19 protein-coding genes are annotated in these 17,447 nt (G+C 33.3%); 9 read left to right on the top strand and 10 right to left on the bottom strand.

Features of this window, described 5'->3' with window-relative positions:
* The first annotated feature begins 6 nt into the window (after window positions 1-6).
* From NLJ00_RS20525 to pdxR, 4 genes are all read left to right on the top strand, one after another.
* The gene (locus tag NLJ00_RS20525) at window positions 7-969 is read left to right on the top strand and encodes a GlxA family transcriptional regulator (protein ID WP_256635208.1); all 963 of its coding nucleotides are present in this window, start codon (window positions 7-9) and stop codon (window positions 967-969) included.
* Window positions 970-1,042: 73 nt separating this feature from the next.
* A complete protein-coding gene (locus NLJ00_RS20530) occupies window positions 1,043-1,609 on the top strand; it encodes a cysteine hydrolase family protein (RefSeq protein ID WP_256635209.1) in 567 nt (188 codons plus the stop codon).
* Window positions 1,610-1,728: 119 nt separating this feature from the next.
* Window positions 1,729-2,376: a protoglobin domain-containing protein gene (locus NLJ00_RS20535; RefSeq protein ID WP_256635210.1), complete on the top strand. Its 648-nt coding sequence runs from the start codon at window positions 1,729-1,731 to the stop codon at window positions 2,374-2,376.
* A 121-nt stretch (window positions 2,377-2,497) separates the two neighbouring features.
* Window positions 2,498-3,910, top strand: a complete 1,413-nt coding sequence (gene pdxR, locus NLJ00_RS20540; protein WP_256635211.1) for a MocR-like pyridoxine biosynthesis transcription factor PdxR — start codon at window positions 2,498-2,500, stop codon at window positions 3,908-3,910.
* On the opposite strand, the gene NLJ00_RS20545 is transcribed toward pdxR, so the two are convergent.
* From NLJ00_RS20545 to NLJ00_RS20555, 3 genes are all read right to left on the bottom strand, one after another.
* Window positions 3,905-4,510: a MarR family winged helix-turn-helix transcriptional regulator gene (locus NLJ00_RS20545; protein WP_256635212.1), complete on the bottom strand. Its 606-nt coding sequence runs from the start codon at window positions 4,508-4,510 to the stop codon at window positions 3,905-3,907. The genes pdxR and NLJ00_RS20545 overlap by 6 nt on opposite strands.
* A gap of 73 nt (window positions 4,511-4,583) precedes the next feature.
* Entirely contained in the window at window positions 4,584-4,847 is a 264-nt protein-coding gene (locus NLJ00_RS20550) for a DUF2024 family protein (protein ID WP_256635213.1), read from the bottom strand.
* A gap of 275 nt (window positions 4,848-5,122) precedes the next feature.
* Complete coding sequence (locus NLJ00_RS20555) at window positions 5,123-5,350, bottom strand: thioredoxin (protein ID WP_053471916.1); 228 nt, start codon at window positions 5,348-5,350, stop codon at window positions 5,123-5,125.
* Between the two features lie 184 nt (window positions 5,351-5,534).
* Between NLJ00_RS20555 and NLJ00_RS20560 the strand changes: the two genes are divergently transcribed.
* Complete coding sequence (locus NLJ00_RS20560) at window positions 5,535-6,266, top strand: YggS family pyridoxal phosphate-dependent enzyme (RefSeq protein ID WP_256635214.1); 732 nt, start codon at window positions 5,535-5,537, stop codon at window positions 6,264-6,266.
* 30 nt (window positions 6,267-6,296) lie between these two features.
* The gene (locus NLJ00_RS20565; RefSeq protein WP_256635215.1) at window positions 6,297-7,028 is read left to right on the top strand and encodes an AAA family ATPase; all 732 of its coding nucleotides are present in this window, start codon (window positions 6,297-6,299) and stop codon (window positions 7,026-7,028) included.
* 51 nt (window positions 7,029-7,079) lie between these two features.
* On the opposite strand, the gene NLJ00_RS20570 is transcribed toward NLJ00_RS20565, so the two are convergent.
* The 4 genes from NLJ00_RS20570 to tnpA all read right to left on the bottom strand — a co-directional run bounded on the left by NLJ00_RS20570 (window position 7,080) and on the right by tnpA (window position 9,644).
* Window positions 7,080-7,694 carry a thioredoxin family protein gene (locus NLJ00_RS20570; RefSeq protein ID WP_256635216.1) on the bottom strand — a complete coding sequence of 205 codons (615 nt, stop codon included), beginning with the start codon at window positions 7,692-7,694 and terminating at the stop codon, window positions 7,080-7,082.
* 11 nt (window positions 7,695-7,705) lie between these two features.
* A complete protein-coding gene (locus NLJ00_RS20575) occupies window positions 7,706-8,182 on the bottom strand; it encodes a TlpA family protein disulfide reductase (protein ID WP_256635217.1) in 477 nt (158 codons plus the stop codon).
* A gap of 218 nt (window positions 8,183-8,400) precedes the next feature.
* Window positions 8,401-8,799, bottom strand: a complete 399-nt coding sequence (locus NLJ00_RS20580; RefSeq protein ID WP_256635218.1) for a hypothetical protein — start codon at window positions 8,797-8,799, stop codon at window positions 8,401-8,403.
* Between the two features lie 383 nt (window positions 8,800-9,182).
* Window positions 9,183-9,644 (bottom strand): IS200/IS605 family transposase, encoded by a 462-nt coding sequence (tnpA, locus tag NLJ00_RS20585; protein ID WP_256635219.1) that lies wholly within the window; start codon window positions 9,642-9,644, stop codon window positions 9,183-9,185.
* A gap of 343 nt (window positions 9,645-9,987) precedes the next feature.
* Here tnpA and NLJ00_RS20590 point away from each other — a divergent pair, with 343 nt between their 5' ends.
* The 3 genes from NLJ00_RS20590 to NLJ00_RS20600 are packed head-to-tail and all read left to right on the top strand — an operon-like array spanning window position 9,988 to window position 11,170.
* Window positions 9,988-10,476 (top strand): hypothetical protein, encoded by a 489-nt coding sequence (locus NLJ00_RS20590; protein WP_256635220.1) that lies wholly within the window; start codon window positions 9,988-9,990, stop codon window positions 10,474-10,476.
* Between the two features lie 28 nt (window positions 10,477-10,504).
* On the top strand, window positions 10,505-10,906 hold the full coding sequence (locus NLJ00_RS20595) for a hypothetical protein (protein ID WP_256635221.1): 402 nt from the start codon (window positions 10,505-10,507) through the stop codon (window positions 10,904-10,906).
* Window positions 10,907-10,948: 42 nt separating this feature from the next.
* On the top strand, window positions 10,949-11,170 hold the full coding sequence (locus NLJ00_RS20600; RefSeq protein WP_053471924.1) for a hypothetical protein: 222 nt from the start codon (window positions 10,949-10,951) through the stop codon (window positions 11,168-11,170).
* Window positions 11,171-11,309: 139 nt separating this feature from the next.
* Here the strand turns inward: NLJ00_RS20600 and NLJ00_RS20605 are convergent, their stop codons facing one another.
* The 3 genes from NLJ00_RS20605 to NLJ00_RS20615 form a co-directional block, all read right to left on the bottom strand.
* Window positions 11,310-11,690, bottom strand: a complete 381-nt coding sequence (locus NLJ00_RS20605) for a SpoIIAA family protein (protein ID WP_053471925.1) — start codon at window positions 11,688-11,690, stop codon at window positions 11,310-11,312.
* A gap of 629 nt (window positions 11,691-12,319) precedes the next feature.
* Complete coding sequence (locus tag NLJ00_RS20610; RefSeq protein WP_256635222.1) at window positions 12,320-14,089, bottom strand: RagB/SusD family nutrient uptake outer membrane protein; 1,770 nt, start codon at window positions 14,087-14,089, stop codon at window positions 12,320-12,322.
* Between the two features lie 6 nt (window positions 14,090-14,095).
* Window positions 14,096-17,377: a SusC/RagA family TonB-linked outer membrane protein gene (locus NLJ00_RS20615; protein WP_256635223.1), complete on the bottom strand. Its 3,282-nt coding sequence runs from the start codon at window positions 17,375-17,377 to the stop codon at window positions 14,096-14,098.
* Window positions 17,378-17,447: the final 70 nt, after the last annotated feature.

The following is a 17,447-nucleotide window of genomic DNA, read 5'->3' on the forward strand; positions in this document are numbered from 1 at the left end:
CCAAGAATGACAAAAACCAAACCATCGGTTTATTTCTATATCCCAAAGCAAGTAACTTTACTTGATTTGAGCGGTGTTGTCGAAGTGTTTCAGGAAGCTCGTGATTTGGGTTTGGATTATCAGCTGGTATTTATTAGCGGGCAATCTTCTGTAAGTTCAAATTCTGGTTTAGAACTTTCTTCATTAATTCATTTTACAAAAGTTAGTCCGCAGAAAGAAGATATTATTTTTATTTCCGGATTTAGCACGCGCGCTTTACATACAATTTCTGATGATCCAGATTTTTTTGACTGGCTGCATAAAGCAAATCAAAATCAAACTACAATTTGCAGCGTTTGTACTGGAGCGTTTCTTTTGGCAAAATCTGGACTTTTAGATTATAAAGAATGTACGACACACTGGAAATTTGTTGAAAAACTTAAAACTGATTTTCCTCTTGTAAAAACACAAAAAAATACACTTTATACGAAGTCTGAAAACATTTACACAAGTGCTGGAATTGTTACCGGAATTGATTTGGCTTTGTTTCTAATTGAAGAAAGACACGGTAAAGAAATCGCGTCAAAAATTGCCAAAGAACTTGTAGTTTATAAAAGAAGAAACGGAACCGAAGAACAGGAAAGTGTTTATTTACAATACCGAAATCATCGCGATGAAAAAATCCATACCATTCAGGATTGGATTATTTACAACTTAGAAAAAACGTCGACTATTGAATTCCTAGCCGAATTAGTTTATGTAAGTCCGCGAAATCTAACCCGAATTTTTAAGAAAGAAACAGGCGTAACAATTGCAGATTACCGCACCAAATTAAGAATTGAAAAAGCAAAAAGTCTTCTCGCTAATTCTGATTATAAAATTGAACATATTGCACATTTGTGCGGTTATAAAACTTCTAAACAATTAAAAATTGTACTGCATCAAAATAGTGAAAATTTAAGTTCTTCCATCAAAAACCTATTGTCCTAAACCGACTATTGTTTGTCCTTTTTCTGCATTTAGTTCCAAAGTACATTTGTAATCTAATCAAATAGATAAACAAATGAAACTTAGAGAAAAAAAACCCGCTTTGGTCATAATTGACGTGCAAAAAGGTTTTAATGAAGAAGACTTTTGGGGCGGCAACCGAAACAATAAAGATGCTGAAACCAAAATTGCACAAATTCTTGAAAAATGGAGAACACTGCAATTGCCCATTTTTCACATTGTGCACAGTTCTGTACATCCAAATTCAAAATTACATCCTTCTAATGCGGGATTTGAAATTAAAGATGAAGCAAAACCAATTGATGGCGAACCTGGAATCATAAAAAATGTAAATAGTGCTTTTATTGGTACAGATTTAAAAGAAAGACTAGACTCGCAAAATATCACTGATCTTGTTATTGTGGGTTTAACTACCAATCATTGCGTTTCTACAACAACCAGAATGGCCGGTAATTATGGTTATGAAACTTTGTTAATTGCCGATGCCACAGCCACGTTTGACCGAATAGGAATAAATGGAGAAAAATTCGATTCTGAATTAATTCATCAAACTACTTTAGCCAGTCTGCATAAGGAATTTGCAGAAGTAATTACGACTGAAAAATTATTGGAATTGGTATAAAATAATTACAGCTTTTTAAACCAGTTTAGCATTATAAATCAAAAAACTGGATCATTTTTTAGTTAGGATGCCTACCTAAGTTTGTCATGACGATAATGTCCTAACAAAAAATCAAAAAGATGAAAAAAGCAATTTTAGCAGTAGTACTTGTTATTACCCTGCAAGCGGCAGCGCAGGAAACAAAAGCACCGCACGGTTATACATACGGAACTAAAGAAGTGGCAAAATCACCGTTTACCCTTGAAGAATTAAAACTTTTAGAACAATCTTTACTTTTTTCTGAAGAAGATGTAAAGTATTTACAAATGAGCCACGACATTCTTGAAGGTCAAACAGATGCCATTTTGGATGTTTGGTACGGATTTGTGGGATCGACACCGCAATTGGTTTACTTTTTTGGTAACACTAAAACCGGAAAACCAGACGGAGAATATTTGGCAAAAGTCAGAGGTCGTTTTAAAATGTGGATTCTTCAAACAGCCGAAGCAAAATACGATCAGGATTGGCTTAATTACCAATATGAAATTGGTTTAAGACATTACACCACCAAGAAAAATAAAACAGACAATGTTACTTCTGTTCCTGTGATCAATTATCGTTATATTCCGGCTTTAACCATTCCGGTTACAACGACGTTAAAACCATTTTTGGCAAAAACCGGAGCAAGTGCCGCCGATGTTGATAAAATGTATAATGCCTGGGTAAAAAGTGTTTTAATGCAAAGTATACTTTGGGGTCAGCCTTATATGAAAAAAGGAGAATTCTAAAACCAAAAAACAGCCAAAACTAATGATCAGTTCTGGCTGTTTTTTTATTTACTGCACGACAAAATTATTGTAAATTTGGTCTATCCACAAAATGCATTTTTAATTTAAACTACTAGTCCAGATGTTAAGACCTTGGCAATTTGAAATCCACTTAGATAAAAAATCAGACAAAGCGCTTTACCTGCAAATTGCTGATGCTATTATCAATGCGGTAAAATCAGGTAAACTGACCAGCGGAAATGCTTTGCCCGGAAGCCGTCAGCTGGCCGGACTACTAAATGTGAACCGAAATACGGTAATCGAAGCTTTAGATGTTTTGATTGCCGAAGGCTGGCTAATTACGATGGACCGAAAAGGAACTTTTATTGCCGATATTCTTCCTGAAATCAGCATAAATAAAAAAGCAGAAACCCAAGTTAATGTTGCAGTCGAAAACCATAAACCGCATCTTGTTTTTGATGACGGGCTTCCCGACAGCCGCCTGGCTCCTATGAACGATCTGGCCCGTGCTTATCGTGAAATTTTCAACAGAAAATCACGCTGGCAGATTATGGGTTACAGCAATGAACTTGGCAATATTGAGTTTCGAAAAGCGATTGTACAAATGTTGAATTTTAAACGCGGAATGAATGTTTCTGTGGATGAAATCTGCATTACGCGCGGCAGTCAAATGGCGATGTATCTGGCGGCGCATTGTTTATTATCAAAAGGCGATTATGTGATAATTGAAAATCCAGGTTATAAACCTGCCTGGGAAGCTTTTGAAAATGCCGGTGCAAGTCTGCTTCCGGTTAGCGTTACCAAAGATGGTTTGGATTTAGAAGAAGTTGAAAATCATCTTAAAAAACATTCTTCTGTAAAAGCAATTTATGTAACGCCGCATCACCAGTTTCCAACAACCGTTACGATGAGTTTAAAGAAAAGATTAAAACTTAATGAACTTTCGAATCAATACGGATTTACGATTATTGAAGATGATTATGATAATGAGTTTCATTTCGGACAGCGTCCAATTCTGCCGATTTCGAGTTACAGTAATGCGAAAAACTTTATTTATATTGGAACTTTGAGTAAAATTGTAGCTCCGGCTTTGCGAATTGGTTACGTTGCAAGTTCTTCTCAAAATATTGAAAAAATAGCCAATCACCGCAGAATAATTGATGTGCAGGGCGATAATATTATGGAAGAAGCCGTTCTGCATCTTATTAATGAGGGAAAAATCAAAAGGCATCTTAAAAAAACAAACCTCATATACAAAGCCAAAAGAGATCATTTTGAAAGTCTTTGCAAACTTCATTTAAAAGATAAAATTACTTTTATTAAACCAGAAGGCGGTTTGGCTTTTTGGATTGTTCCGAATAAAATTGTTAACTCAGAAAAAATCTGTACCGAATTGCTTTCTAAAGGAATCAAAATTATGTTTCCGGAAAAATTCAGCTTTGGCACTCCAATAAATGGATTTAGATTAGGATATGCATCGCTTACAGAAGAACAAATGGAAGAAGGAATAAAAGCAATTTCAAAATATTTATAACCGAGCCGGTTTGTGATCGTTGCAATCTAATCTGATATCTTTTGTTTCTAATTGAATGTCCATTAATCGGCAATACTTATTTCCGTTTTGCTGTACAAAATACCCGCAATTGTGACACGTGCTCTGAACATTTATAACTTGCAGATTATGCAATTGCTCAATTACAGAACTAAGATTTTTCCATAAAACCGATTTCTCCTTTTCGGGTACAATTTTTACCAAATCAAATAAAGGATCTGTAAAATCTTCGGTTACCAAAACCATTTCTAAACCTTTTGCCGTGAGCTCAATTGTAGAACTTCTGGAATCGCTGGCATTTACAACTTTTATAATGTATTCTTTTTGTTCTAAAATTTTGATCGTATCGCTTATTGTAGCTTTTGTTAAATGGAATTCTTTCGCCAGATAACTTACTGTTGCTTTATTTTTGGTGTGATGTTTTATAAATATCAAAACCTGAATCTGTATCGGACTCAAATCGTATTTCTTGGCTTTTTCCCACAACAAAATCCTGAAGACCTGAGATAAGCGTTCAAATCCTGCTGTAATTTTTCCGTCTAAACTATTGTTTTGTGTTTCTAAATTGAAGATGTTTTTCATAATTTATAGCAAATAAAATAGACTGAAAGTCCCCACACTTTCAGTCTATGAATTAATAATTCTAAGCGAAAAATTAATAACAGTTTTCCATTTCAATAATCGAAAAACCGTCTTTAAGAATTTGATTTTCGATATCTGCAGGTGCTTTGTCGATATGACAAAATCTGCATTCTTTTGAGGTCAAAGGCTGACCTTCCTGTAAAACTGTTTTAAGGTATGCTTTTCCATATTCAAAAACCTGATTTGCATCTTCCGTAGTTTCATCTACTAAAATATCAAAATGCATTATTTTACCGTCTTTTCGGGTTACATAAGTATCCCATACTGCTACTTTCATCTTATTTTTATTTTTTTATTTGTTGTGTTGTTATTTTTAAACACATAGAAACATAGATTTTTTTTGCTTTTTTAAAGAGTACAAAAAGAAACTAGTTTCTCACACATAGCTATGTTTGTTTAAACAAGTGAAACGCCTTTTACTACGTTCTCAAAAACTATGTCTCTATGTGTTTAAAATTAAATTCCTTGTTTTGTTTTAAGTATATTGTTTGCTCTAATAAGTCAACTTTGTCAAAGTTTAAAACTTTGACAAAGTTTGATGACTATTTGTATTTACCCAATCACTTCTTCCATAGAAGCACCAAAATTAATGTGCAATACATTTCCGTTTGGCGTTACCAAAGCCGGAACAGATTTTATACCAGCCTTTTGAGCTTCAGCAATTCGAGATCTGTCTTCTCCGATGTTTACTACTTCAACATCTTTTACTAAATTTAAAATGTCATGTTCTGCGCTTACGCAAACTGGACAACCTGCATGATAAAAAATTGATTTACTCATTTTGATTTGATTTTAATTTGACTTCATTGCCAAGACAAAATTAGGCAGGATACCTAACCATTAAATAATCCAGTTTTGTCATTTCTGAGCATTTTCTGGTCTGGTTCTTCAAATAAACTGGACTAGTTTATATAGAAAAAACTGGATCTTTTTTGTATTCCACGATTGTGATACCTTTGTGAGTATGAAAGAGGATATTATTTTTAATTTGAAACAGGTTCACGATCGTATTGAAAATGCCTGTAAAGTTTCGGGCAGAAATGTTTCTGATGTGCAATTATTATTGGCAACGAAAACTGTTCCTGCCGAGAGAATACGAATTGCAATCGAAGCCGGAGAAAACCTGATTGGTGAAAATAAAATGCAGGAGTTCAGAGATAAGGATTCAGAGTTAAAAGATTTAAAAATCAAACGTCATTTTATTGGTCATCTACAAACCAATAAAGTCAAAGATGTTTTGAAATATGTAAGTTGTATTCAATCTCTTGATAGATTAAGTCTTGCGGAAGAATTACACAAACAGCTTCAAAAAGAAAACCGAAATCTTGATGTTTTTGTTCAGGTGAATACTTCTTTTGAAGAAAGTAAATTTGGATTGCAGCCTTCAGAAGTTATTTCCTTTATAAAAGAAATCAGGAAATATGATACTTTAAAAATCAAAGGATTAATGACGATTGGTTTATTAGATGTGGAGAAAGAAAAAATGCGTCCGTCACTTCGTTTACTTAGAGAAATAAGAGATGAAATTTACGATGCCAAAATTGAAGGAATAACGAATTTAAAACTTTCGATGGGAATGTCTCAGGATTTAGAATTGGCTATTGCCGAAGGTTCAAATATTGTACGAATAGGAACTTCTATTTTTGGAAACCGATTTTTAGGGAAAGAAATCTGGAATGAAAATATTGCAGAATAAAGTTTAATTTTGCACCAAATAAAATCTCAAATGAATCTGTACGAACTGGTTGTAACCGATACTGAAAAAATTGCGCTTGAAGATCTTCTTTTCAGCAAAGAGAATAAATCTGCTTTGCTTCAAACCATAAAAGAGCATAAATACATCGAGGAATTAAAAAAATACAACCTTAAAGTTGATAATAAAATCCTGCTTCACGGACATTCGGGCTGCGGAAAAACGACAACTGCAAAAGCTATTGCAACGGCTTTGAATAAAAATATTGTTATTATAAACCTGAGTACTTTAATCAATGCTAAAATTGGTGAAACATCTAAAAATGTAAAGGCGATTTTCGACAAAGCGATTCGCGAAAAAGCTGTTTTGTTTCTGGATGAATTTGATCAAATTGGAAAAAGCCGTGAAAGCGATGATAAAGATGTTGCAGAAATGCGACGTTTGGTAAACACAATTATTCAGCTTATTGATTATTTACCAACGGATAGTTTACTGATTTGTGCTACCAATTTTTACAACAGTATTGATACGGCTTTGCTAAGAAGATTTCAAATTAAATTAAAGTTTGAAATGCCAAACAAAAAAGAACTAGATATTTATTACGATAAATTATTAGCTGATTTTCCTATTCATTTTCAGGATATTCCACGTAAATATGATATTTCTTATGCTGAAGCAAAAGATTATATTCAGACGATAATGAAAAGACAAATTATTGCTGAACTGGAACTTAAAGAGCATAAAATCAGCGAAACAATTGTATAAAAAAACGCCTCATATTCTGAGGCGTTTTTTAAACAAATTAAATTCTGATAATTAAGCTTTTGCTTTTCTTTTTACTGTACAGCCAATTTCTTTAGTCTGTGTTACAGATGGTTTTTGACCGCTTTTTAAAGATGCAATTACATCTTCGGCATATTTTACTTTTTCTGCTTTTGTTCCTTCCGGATCGTTATCGATTGCTCCAACATATTCTACTACATTTCCTTTTGCAGTTTTAGAAACGATAAAAATGTGAGGTGTACGTTTTGCTCCGTATTCGTCAGTAATTTTTTGTCCTGCGTCAAATAAATATGGGAAAGGATATTTTTTCTCTTTTGCTAAATTCTGCATTTTGTTGAAAGTATCTGCTGTAGAAGCTTCGGGATCGTTTGGATTAATTGCAATTACCGGATATCCCTGTGGTTTGAATTTTTTATCTAAATCAATGATTCTTTGCTCGTAACCTACAGCGTATGGACATGTATTACAAGTAAAAACAACGATATATCCTTTTGCATTTGGAAAACTTCCAAAAGAAACTTCTTTATTGTCTACATTTTTTAACTTAAAATCTGGTGCGGTATCTCCGGCTTTAAGAGTTGTTCCAGTTTGTGCCTGCGCTAAAAAGGCAGAAAGTGCCAATGCGAATAATAGAATTATTTTTTTCATGGTTTATGGGTTTACAGTTTTTTATATTCAGTTAATAATTGTTCATAGGTAAATTCACTTTCTACAAATTTTCGTTTGTCATCTTTGATAAAAAGTGTTGCAGGAATACTTCCTGACCAGCTTGGGTCAATTCGGTCGATAAATTCCTGCGGACTGCTTTCGTTTAAAAGATATACTTCATTTTTAAGGTTTTTTCTTTTCACAAAAGGAACGACATTCGAACTTAATTTCGATTTGAAATCAAGGCTTACTAATAAAACGGCCAATTTTTCGGATTTGTGTTCTGCGCTGAGTTTTTCGAAATGCGGCAGTTCTTTAATGCAGGGTGCGCACCAGGTTGCCCAAAAATTCACTACATATGTGCTGTCTTTTCCATTTTTGATTCTTTCATTAAGCTGATTGATATTTAACAGCTTCACGTTCTGACTATAAGCTGAAATTGAAAAAATACCAAATAGAAATACATACAAAAAAGACTTGATTTTCATGAGGTACAGTGCTTTAGGATTAATTTGTGCCTTACAAATATAAACTAATGAAATCTTACTTTTTGTTAATGAAAATTTAATGCAGGAAAAAAAATTGCCACAAAGGCGCAAAGACGCAAAGTTTTATTTCTCAAAACAAAAAAAATGTTCCTATGGAACATTTCGTTGGTAGAAAAAAATATGCGTGTTTTCGTTACGTTCCTTAGGAACGTTTGGAATTACATTCCGCTTTTAATATTTACATTATTGACAAAACGAAGTGGCTGCATCGTATCCATTTTGGTTAAAGATAAAATCCCATTTTTATTTTCGTTTATGGCATTTATTTTAAAACAAAATTCATTTCCGTCTTTATCCATTAAAGTTATAAATTCGGTATTATCATCTGAATTATTTTGGCAGGCATGTGAAATAGTATAGCGAAACATAACCTTAAAAGTATCCTTGTCATAATTATACAATTTTCCATCTGAACCAAATATCCATTTTGCATTTCGGTTAGCATCATTATACCAGGTTCCGATAATTTTTTTTGATGAAGGTTCAGCAGCCTGATTCTGTGCAAAGACTGCAGAGATTTGCAATAAAAACAGTAAAATTAAAAATTGCTTTTTCATATTTCTTTTATTCTTTAATTATGTATTAATCCAAGTAAATTTAGGATTGTCTATAACATTGCATTTCCTGCAAAAAGTTTTAATGTGTTATGATAAGTCAAATTTAATGAAATAAAAAAGCTGGAGAAAATATTTCTAATAATCCTCAGATCATAAAAATCTTTAACCAATAGAATGTTCCATAGGAACATCTCATCGGTAGAAAAAAAAGTATGTGCATTTTCATTACGTTCCATAGGAACGTTTGATAATACATAATTGGCAGTTTCAAAATTGTATTACAAAATGTTCTCTATTATTAATCAAACGTTCCTACGGAACGTTATTTCATTCATCTATTCTTTTCTACCGATGAAATGTTCCTATGGAACATCCGTTTGATATTACAAGAGTGGCTCTTTAAAAATATATTTTTCATCATATTCTATTTCAAATGCTTTTAAAAGCTTCTGATATTCTTCTAAGAATGTTTCTTTTTTATGATGCTGTTCCTGATTTTGTATATAATGAATTACATTCGGAACATGACTCCTTGAATATGAAAATGCTCCGTAACCTTCCTGCCAAGCAAAATTCACAGAGAATTTTTGTTCTTTAATCCATTTACTTGTTTCTGTCTTTACATTTTGAATTAGTGAAGAAACAGATTGCGTCGGGCGCATTCCTATAAATATATGAATATGATCTGGCATGCTGTTTATACAAAGCATTTTATGTTGATTTGATTGGATTATGCCTGTTATATATTGATGTAATCTGTCTTTCCATTCTGCTGCAATTAATCCTTTTCTGAATTTTACTGCGAATACAAATTGTATATGTAATTGTGTGTATGTGTTTGCCATCTTTGTGTATATTGTCAAACGTTCCTACGGAACGTAATAAAAAATAATGCTATTTAAGTCTACCAATGAAATGTTCCGATGGAACATGTTATTTCTATGAATTGAAATTTCTATAAAATTAACTAACATCAAATATTTAGAATATCTCATAAAAGTCCTTTAAATATTAATTTAGGGTGAAAAGCTTATTCTCATCTGAAGAATTATCTAAACCAATTTCTTTCAATAATACTTTGTATTATATAACCAACTGTTAATTATGCAACTATAATTTATTTTCCTGTAAAACATTCCGTCTATGCGCTTGCTAACTTTGTAAAACACAACTTTAAAACGTAAAGCCATGGAAAAGCAAAACAACTATGACTACGGTCATACGGATCCGGATTTTATAGATCAAAATACGCTTGTAGATGGGACGTATTCTAATGAAGATCAATACAAACAGGATTTAAAGAAAGAAAATAATTGGGAATTTGGCGAAAGCGATCCTGATGTTATAGAGCAAAATACACTGATAGATAATGACAATTATGCAAGAGATGAAGATCCTTATCAATATCAGGAAGAGTTTATCGAAGATTTGAAACATCCTGAACAGGATTTCGAAAAAAACTCTAATGTTAGATCAGAAAATATTCCAAATGAGGAAAGAATAATAAATGAAGATGATGCCATTACAAATGAAGGTGAAGAAAATGATTTTGATGATGAGTATGATCCGGATTTAGATTTTGATGATGATTTAGAAAAAGACGGCGATCTTGATAATGACGAAGAGTTAGACGATTTTGACGCTGAACATTATCCGGAAAATCACCCGAGAGAATAAGAAAAACTAGTTAAAGCATTATCAGTTTATGACTATAGCAACTCAAATTTTCTGGCTGTTTATACTGGCTGTTCCCATAGCTTGTATCAGCTGGACTATAACGCACGAAGAGATTTTTAGAGAACCTCATGAATGGTGTGTAAAACGGTCTCAAAATGAGAAGTTTTTACTCACGAGAAAGTTCTTTTATCTTTTTACCTGCGAATATTGCTTTAGTCATTACGTTACAATTGGTTTTTTATTTTTGACAGATTATAAACTTTTGTTAAACGACTGGCGCGGTTATATTTTGGCCGGGTTTTCGCTGGTGTTTATGGCAAATGTCTATATGAGTCTTTTTGCACTTCTTCGACAAGCTATAAAAAAAGAAAAAGTGGAAATTGAAAAAATTGAGACTGAAACTGATAACGAAAAGAATATTAACAAATAGAAATACGTATAATTAAATAAATTAATTAAATAAATAAAAATCATGGAAAATTTACAATTCATTGACCCATTATTGCACGGAATAAAACCTATCGAAAATAATACTGCTAATCTTTCTGTAAAACAGCTGGCTATTGCCGGATTTGGTTCTATTTTAGTTGGAGCTGTTTTAAAGAAAACCGGACATAATAAAGCTGCCGCAATTGTAGGAAGTCTTGCACTGCCTTTATTGTCTGCAGCAGTTTATAAAAAAGTAGCAAAGTAATAAAAGAAAAACGTTTGCTAATTGCGAAAATGCCCGTTAAGGTTTTAAACCTAACGGGCATTTTCTATTAATGTCATGTTTGTTTTTATTTGCTGATGATCAATTATCTAATTGTCGCATTCTCTAATTAGCTAATTTATTAATTAGCCGGCAAATTTATATTTCCTTCAACCCAGTTTAAGGCTTTGTTGAAAGCTTCTTTTTTAAATCCGTGGAATTCTCCGGGAACTACATAACTGAAACCGTTTGTGAAAGAGATAATATCTTCAGAATCTGTTACGATGGCCGCCCTATTCCATTTCCCTAAATGTTTTAATCCTAAAAGTGCATCCTGAAGCCATGCACCGGCTGTGAAATTTTTAATATCAGTGTCGAGTACCAATAAAAAATTGATTTCGTTAGTTTGCTTTACTAAATGTTCTACTGCGGGAACCACAGCGGTTAAAAAATCTTCTTTTGTTACTTCTGCCAATGCTCTAAAGGCAACAATGTTATCGGTAGTGTCAATTTGATGTATCATGGTTTTTACACTTTTTGAGTTATTTAAATAGTTGTTTTATTCTTTTGATATACACTATCAAATGCTACTCAAATTTACTCATTTTGAAACAGTTAAATCTTACATTTTTCTTAATTGTTTATTATATATTTTAAAGGTTCTTTTTTAAAGAGACAAAGGTTTAGAGTGCAAAAGGACAAAGGTTTTTTGTTAGAACGGGATATTGGATGTTGATAATTTTATCGACAAAGATTTTCCGTAGAGACGCACAGCAGTGCGTCTAACATTATGTGAAACAATACGTTTTATTGAGAATGGATTGTTGTAACGGAATATTGGACGGGAGACGCACTGCTGTGCGTCTCTACAGTTCCAAACAAATATCAAACGTTAACACATCGACTCGACAAAGATTTTCCGTAGAGACGCACAGCAGTGCGTCTAAAATTATGTGAGACAACACGTTTTATTGAGAATGGATTCTTGTAACGGAATATTGGACGGGAGACGCACTGCTGTGCGTCTCTACAGAAAAAACCTCTGAACCTTTGCTCCTTCAAAAAAAACCTTTGTCCCTTAAAAGAAAAAACCTGCTTCTTTCGAAGACAGGCTTTTTTCAAAAAAAATAAAAAATAAACTAACACAAACTCTTAATTGTATCCTTGGTTTTGTTTAAACAGTTTTTGATCGATAACTGTTTGTGGAATTGGAAAATATCTTCTGAATGGCTGAGTAGCAGCTTTTGCTGTTCCAGCTAAATCAAATTTTCCAAAACGGATGCTCTCTGGTCTTCTTTGTAATTCCCAGTATAATTCGAAACCTAATTCTTTATATAATTGCGCCCCATCTAATGAAGTAAGCGCTTTTCCCGGAGCATTTGCAAATAATGATTCTCTTTTTCTGCTTGTACGCAATTTGTTCAAATCATCCATTGCTGGTCCTGTGCTTCCTTTTCTGTAAAGTGCTTCAGCTCTCATAGCGTACATTCCACCTAAACGGAATAAAGGAATATCAACATTACTGTTTCCGTTTCCTCCTTCCGGATCAAACTCATATTTAAATACACGAGCACCCTGATTGATTTCATTTTGAGCAAAAACAGATTTAGTAGGATCTGCAAACGTTAATGATGGTGTAAAATCCATTCTCGTAGTAGTACTTTTTTCCATAACTAATGGAGAAACTTTAATACGGTTACCAATCATTTGAAAAGATGCAGAAGTCAATAATACAGGACCATATTGTGGTCCGGCCTGAATACCTCTGTTAAAATGGAACCAAGGTTGTGCTGGGCTGCTTTTAGGAACAATATCTGTTGCAGGCACACTTACATCTGTACCATCATTCATAAACCATGTACCATCAGCATATTGATAATGCTGCTCAAATCTTGGATCGTCATGATTTCCATCCCAGCTTGCGTAAAATTCAGGAGTTGTACATGCTGCATTTGTTCCTCTGTTTAAAGCAGATGTTCTCTGGTTACGCTCCATACATACATAAGCAAAACTGTTAGATCCGTTACGGATATAATCTATCTTTTGAGAAATTGCAAAAATAAGCTCTTTACCATTATCGTTGTCTCTTGCAAAGTTTTTGAAAAAGTCGCTTTCTAAACTAAATTTCCCTGAATCAATTAGTAATGAAGTGTAATAAATAACACGGTCCATATCTGTTCCTGTACCTGATACAGCTGGTTCATTAAAATTAAAGTTTGATGAAGCATTGTAACGATCTTTAAATGTCGCACGATTTAAATACATTGTCGCTAAAAAAGCATAACCAGCTTGTTTTGTAAATCTTCCGTGGTAAGTTCTTTGAGTTCCAATATCAGCCAAATCTGGTAATATCGCTTCAACATCTTTGATCAATTGGTCAATTTGAGTATCTGCTTTTAAAATTTGTATCGGTGCATCTACATTCAACGGATCTCTATATGGAGCTTGTCCGTAAAGATCTAATGTAGTATAGGTATAATAGGCTAAAAGAGCTTTTGCTTCTGCTAAAAATAATTTCTTTTCAGGAAAAGTATTTTCTTCAGATGATTTAATTGCCGTTAAAGAACGTGTAATTCCGTTTGTCAATAAATCCCAGTTACCTACAATAATAGCATTACTTGAAGTCCATGTAAATTCATGCATATCTCTCCATTTTCCACCATCTCCCCAGTCACTTCCGCGAGTTGGTAAAATAGCCTCATCTGTAGTATATTCCTGCATTGCAAAAACAGCTCCGTGATCTGTAAAAGTTCCGTCTCCAAGTCTGTCATAAGCGGCAGCAAGCGAACCTGCAGGGTCTGTAGCATCTGTTCCTAATTTTTCATCTAATACAGCTTCATTAAGATCTGTACAGCTGTTTAATAGAAAAATAAAAGAGAATATCGTTATAATTTTTATGCTAAAAGATGTCTTTGTTTTCATATTTTATTATAGTTTTAAAGTTGCTCCAAAACTGAACGTTCTCGAAGTTGGGTAAGCAGCGTAATCAATACCTATAGATTGATTTCCTCCGTTTGATTTTGGACTGTTGATTAACGGATCATATCCTGTATAGTTTGTAATTGTGATCAGGTTATTTCCTGTTACATAAAGTGTTAATCCGTTGATCCAGTTTTGACCTTTTAAATCAAAATTGTAACCAATACGAGCTGCATTCAATCTAATAAAATCAGACTTTTCTAAGAAAAGTGTAGATAAAATTGGTGAGTTTGTTGGATTTGCACCAGACTCATAATAACCTGTAGCAACGTTTCTGTCAGAAGCAAGGTTGTTAATATTTAATGCGTTCAATCCTGTATTATTCAATAAGTAACCACCTGTTTGTCCAATGATTGAGAATGAAAAACTAAAGTTTTTATATCTCATATCACTATTAAATCCGTAGTAAAAAGTTGGTAAAGCTCCTTCGATAATAATTCTGTCGCTGTTATCAATTTTACCGTCTCCGTTTTGATCTTTAAAAATGTTTCCGCCTTTATCATCAAAACCAACATGTTGTAGCAAATAAAATGAACCTGCTGCATAACCACTTTTGTAAATATTTGCATTTACTCCAGATTGTCCAGGTCCTGAAATAGTTCCTGTTAAGATTTCTGAAACTGGTAAGTCCTCGATTTTATTGTTTAATGTTGCTCCGTTTGCATCAACATTCCAGCTAAAATCTTTAGTATCAATAATTTTTGAACCTAACATGATTTCAAAACCTTTGTTAACAATTTTCCCGTCAATATTTGTCCAAACAGTTGTTGTTGGTTTTAAAGGGCTTGAAGGAACGTTTAAGATCGCATCTGTAGTTGTTTTGTTGAAATAATCAACAGTTCCGTACAATTTATCATTCCATAAACTGAAATCTAAACCTACATTGTATTGTGTAACAACTTCCCATTTCAAATCAGGATTTGCTGTTCTTGTTACAGAAACTCCGTTAACCAAATTCAAATCATCATATAAATAATATCCGTCTGGACCAGATAATGAATAACTTGCTTTAGTCAATTTGTTTTGAACTTCCTGGTTTCCTGTTTGTCCCCAGCTCGCTCTAAGTTTTAAGTTATTTATAGCGGTTGCATCTTCTAAGAAACTTTCTTTAGAAATATTCCATCCCAAAGCAAATGACGGGAAGTAACCGTATTTATTGTTATCACCAAAACGTGTAGAACCGTCAGCTCTCATCGAAGCTGTAAAAAGGTATTTGTCATTAAATGAATAATTTAATCTTCCAAAATACGATTGTAATTCATTTTCCTGAGCATAACCTGTAGTTCCTGATTGAATTCCGGCAAATCCAGGGTTAATTGATGGTTTTATACCCACTCCCTGAGCAGCAATTCCGTCAATACTGAAACTTGTTCCTGATCTTTCAAATTTTTGATAAGAGAAACCACCTAAAGCTTCAATTTTATGTTTATCTAATGCAACATTATAAGTCAAATAGTGCTCTACTAATGAGTTTTTAGAATCTAAATTATTTTGAACATATTTTCCTTTTGGGTTCAAATCCGTCACGTTTGGATAAATAGTAGTGTTTCTTTCTGCTGTAGAACGATCCAGACCAACATTTAATTTATATTCTAATCCGTCAATAATTCTCAAAGAAGCTTCAAAATTTCCTAAAACTCGCAGCGTACGCGTTTGATCCTCATAAATACTCAATAAATAAGCAGGATTATAATGCGCATTCATGTTAAAGTTTGTGTAGTTTCCGTTTTCATCAAAAACTGATCTTGTTGGGTTTGCCATTAAAGTATGAACAATTAACTGTCCGTTTGAACCACCATCATCACTTGTAGGAACACCGTCATCTTTAGTTTCACTTGCAGTAAGATTCATTTTTACTTTTAAACGTTTGTTGTCTAAAAATGATTCTACAGCATTGATTCTACCAGAAAGACGTTTGAAATTACTGTTACGAATAACACCTTCCTGATCCATTTGTGCAACAGATGCATAATAATTCCCTGATTCTGTTTGTTTTGCAAAAGACAACGCATTGTTTTTAGTAATAGCACTTCTGTAAATTACATCTTGCCAGTCTGTGTTTCCACCATGATCAAATGCTTTATCTTTAATAGCTCCTGTATATTGACTTGCACTTAAAACATCTAATTTGTTAGCAACAGTCGAAACTCCCATATAAGAGTCAACAGTTAATGTTCCTTCTCCTTTTGAACCTTTTTTAGTTGTAACTAACACAACTCCGTTAGATCCTCTTGCACCGTAAATTGCTGCAGCCGAAGCATCTTTAAGAACTGTAATCGATTCGATATCACTTGTATTCAAAAAGTTTAATGGATTTTTTGCAGATGAGTTACCAAATCCAACATTACTTCCAGAAGGGCTCACATCATCATTAGTCAATGGCATTCCGTCAACAACAAATAAAGGTGTACTACCACTTCTGATAGATCCAACTCCACGAATGGTAACATTTACTCCTGCTCCAGGCTCACCACTTGTGTTTACCACACGTACACCCGCAACTTTTCCTTGGATTAAATTATCTACAGAAACGTTAACTCCTTGTTTGAAATTTGCAGCTTCTAATTGTGTAACCGCTCCTGTAACATCTTTTTTAGATTGTTTTCCGTAACCTACCACTAAAACTTCGCTTAATTCTGAAGTGTTTGGTTCTAATTGAATAGTCATAAAACCTTTTTGAGCCGTAACCGTTTTAGTTTTATATCCTAAATAAGCAATTTCCAGCGTTTTTCCTTCTTCAACAGAAAGTTCAAATTCTCCATCAAAATTACTAACTGCGGCATTTTTAGTTGTAGCTTCTAAAATCGTTACACCGGGCATTGGCACTGCGTTCTCGTCAACAATTTTTCCTTTTACTTTGATTTTCTCAGCATCTACGGGTTTAGAAATTTTAGCCGAAGTTGTTTTCTGAATTAAAACTAATTTTCCGTTGATGTTATAATTGAAATTAGCTTTTTTTGAAAGATCACTCAAAATTGATGTAACCGATTCTTTACTATAATCTACAACATACGATGTGTTATCAGCAATTACAGCTTGTCCGTAACTGAACTTATAGTCAGTCTTCTGACTTAATTTTGAAAAAATAGAAACAAGTGTAGCTTTTTCTATTTTATTTTCTACTTTTGATTTTTTTAAGATAGTTTTACTAAAACCACTCTGAATGGTTAGTAACGCTAGTACTAAAAAGATGAAACTCTTTAGATTTAAATAAGAAGGTTTAAAATACATGATTTAAGTTATTGGTTTTTTTACGATACTTAATTATTAATGGCAGTTGTTCTCAGCAACTGCTTTTTTG

The sequence above is a fragment of the Flavobacterium panici genome (genome assembly GCF_024499525.1).
GTDB lineage: Bacteria > Bacteroidota > Bacteroidia > Flavobacteriales > Flavobacteriaceae > Flavobacterium > Flavobacterium panici.

What these genes read in the sequence shown, in the direction of transcription:
- pdxR (WP_256635211.1), top strand. Translation starts at nt 2,498, where the DNA reads ATGTTAAGACCTTGGCAATTTGAAATCCACTTAGATAAAAAATCAGAC.
- tnpA (WP_256635219.1), bottom strand. Translation starts at nt 9,644, where the DNA reads ATGGCAAACACATACACACAATTACATATACAATTTGTATTCGCAGTA.
- NLJ00_RS20525 (WP_256635208.1), top strand. Translation starts at nt 7, where the DNA reads ATGACAAAAACCAAACCATCGGTTTATTTCTATATCCCAAAGCAAGTA.
- NLJ00_RS20615 (WP_256635223.1), bottom strand. Translation starts at nt 17,377, where the DNA reads ATGTATTTTAAACCTTCTTATTTAAATCTAAAGAGTTTCATCTTTTTA.
- NLJ00_RS20595 (WP_256635221.1), top strand. Translation starts at nt 10,505, where the DNA reads ATGACTATAGCAACTCAAATTTTCTGGCTGTTTATACTGGCTGTTCCC.
- NLJ00_RS20575 (WP_256635217.1), bottom strand. Translation starts at nt 8,182, where the DNA reads ATGAAAATCAAGTCTTTTTTGTATGTATTTCTATTTGGTATTTTTTCA.
- NLJ00_RS20570 (WP_256635216.1), bottom strand. Translation starts at nt 7,694, where the DNA reads ATGAAAAAAATAATTCTATTATTCGCATTGGCACTTTCTGCCTTTTTA.
- NLJ00_RS20550 (WP_256635213.1), bottom strand. Translation starts at nt 4,847, where the DNA reads ATGAAAGTAGCAGTATGGGATACTTATGTAACCCGAAAAGACGGTAAA.
- NLJ00_RS20560 (WP_256635214.1), top strand. Translation starts at nt 5,535, where the DNA reads ATGAAAGAGGATATTATTTTTAATTTGAAACAGGTTCACGATCGTATT.
- NLJ00_RS20565 (WP_256635215.1), top strand. Translation starts at nt 6,297, where the DNA reads ATGAATCTGTACGAACTGGTTGTAACCGATACTGAAAAAATTGCGCTT.
- NLJ00_RS20610 (WP_256635222.1), bottom strand. Translation starts at nt 14,089, where the DNA reads ATGAAAACAAAGACATCTTTTAGCATAAAAATTATAACGATATTCTCT.
- NLJ00_RS20555 (WP_053471916.1), bottom strand. Translation starts at nt 5,350, where the DNA reads ATGAGTAAATCAATTTTTTATCATGCAGGTTGTCCAGTTTGCGTAAGC.
- NLJ00_RS20580 (WP_256635218.1), bottom strand. Translation starts at nt 8,799, where the DNA reads ATGAAAAAGCAATTTTTAATTTTACTGTTTTTATTGCAAATCTCTGCA.
- NLJ00_RS20535 (WP_256635210.1), top strand. Translation starts at nt 1,729, where the DNA reads ATGAAAAAAGCAATTTTAGCAGTAGTACTTGTTATTACCCTGCAAGCG.
- NLJ00_RS20530 (WP_256635209.1), top strand. Translation starts at nt 1,043, where the DNA reads ATGAAACTTAGAGAAAAAAAACCCGCTTTGGTCATAATTGACGTGCAA.
- NLJ00_RS20600 (WP_053471924.1), top strand. Translation starts at nt 10,949, where the DNA reads ATGGAAAATTTACAATTCATTGACCCATTATTGCACGGAATAAAACCT.
- NLJ00_RS20590 (WP_256635220.1), top strand. Translation starts at nt 9,988, where the DNA reads ATGGAAAAGCAAAACAACTATGACTACGGTCATACGGATCCGGATTTT.
- NLJ00_RS20545 (WP_256635212.1), bottom strand. Translation starts at nt 4,510, where the DNA reads ATGAAAAACATCTTCAATTTAGAAACACAAAACAATAGTTTAGACGGA.
- NLJ00_RS20605 (WP_053471925.1), bottom strand. Translation starts at nt 11,690, where the DNA reads ATGATACATCAAATTGACACTACCGATAACATTGTTGCCTTTAGAGCA.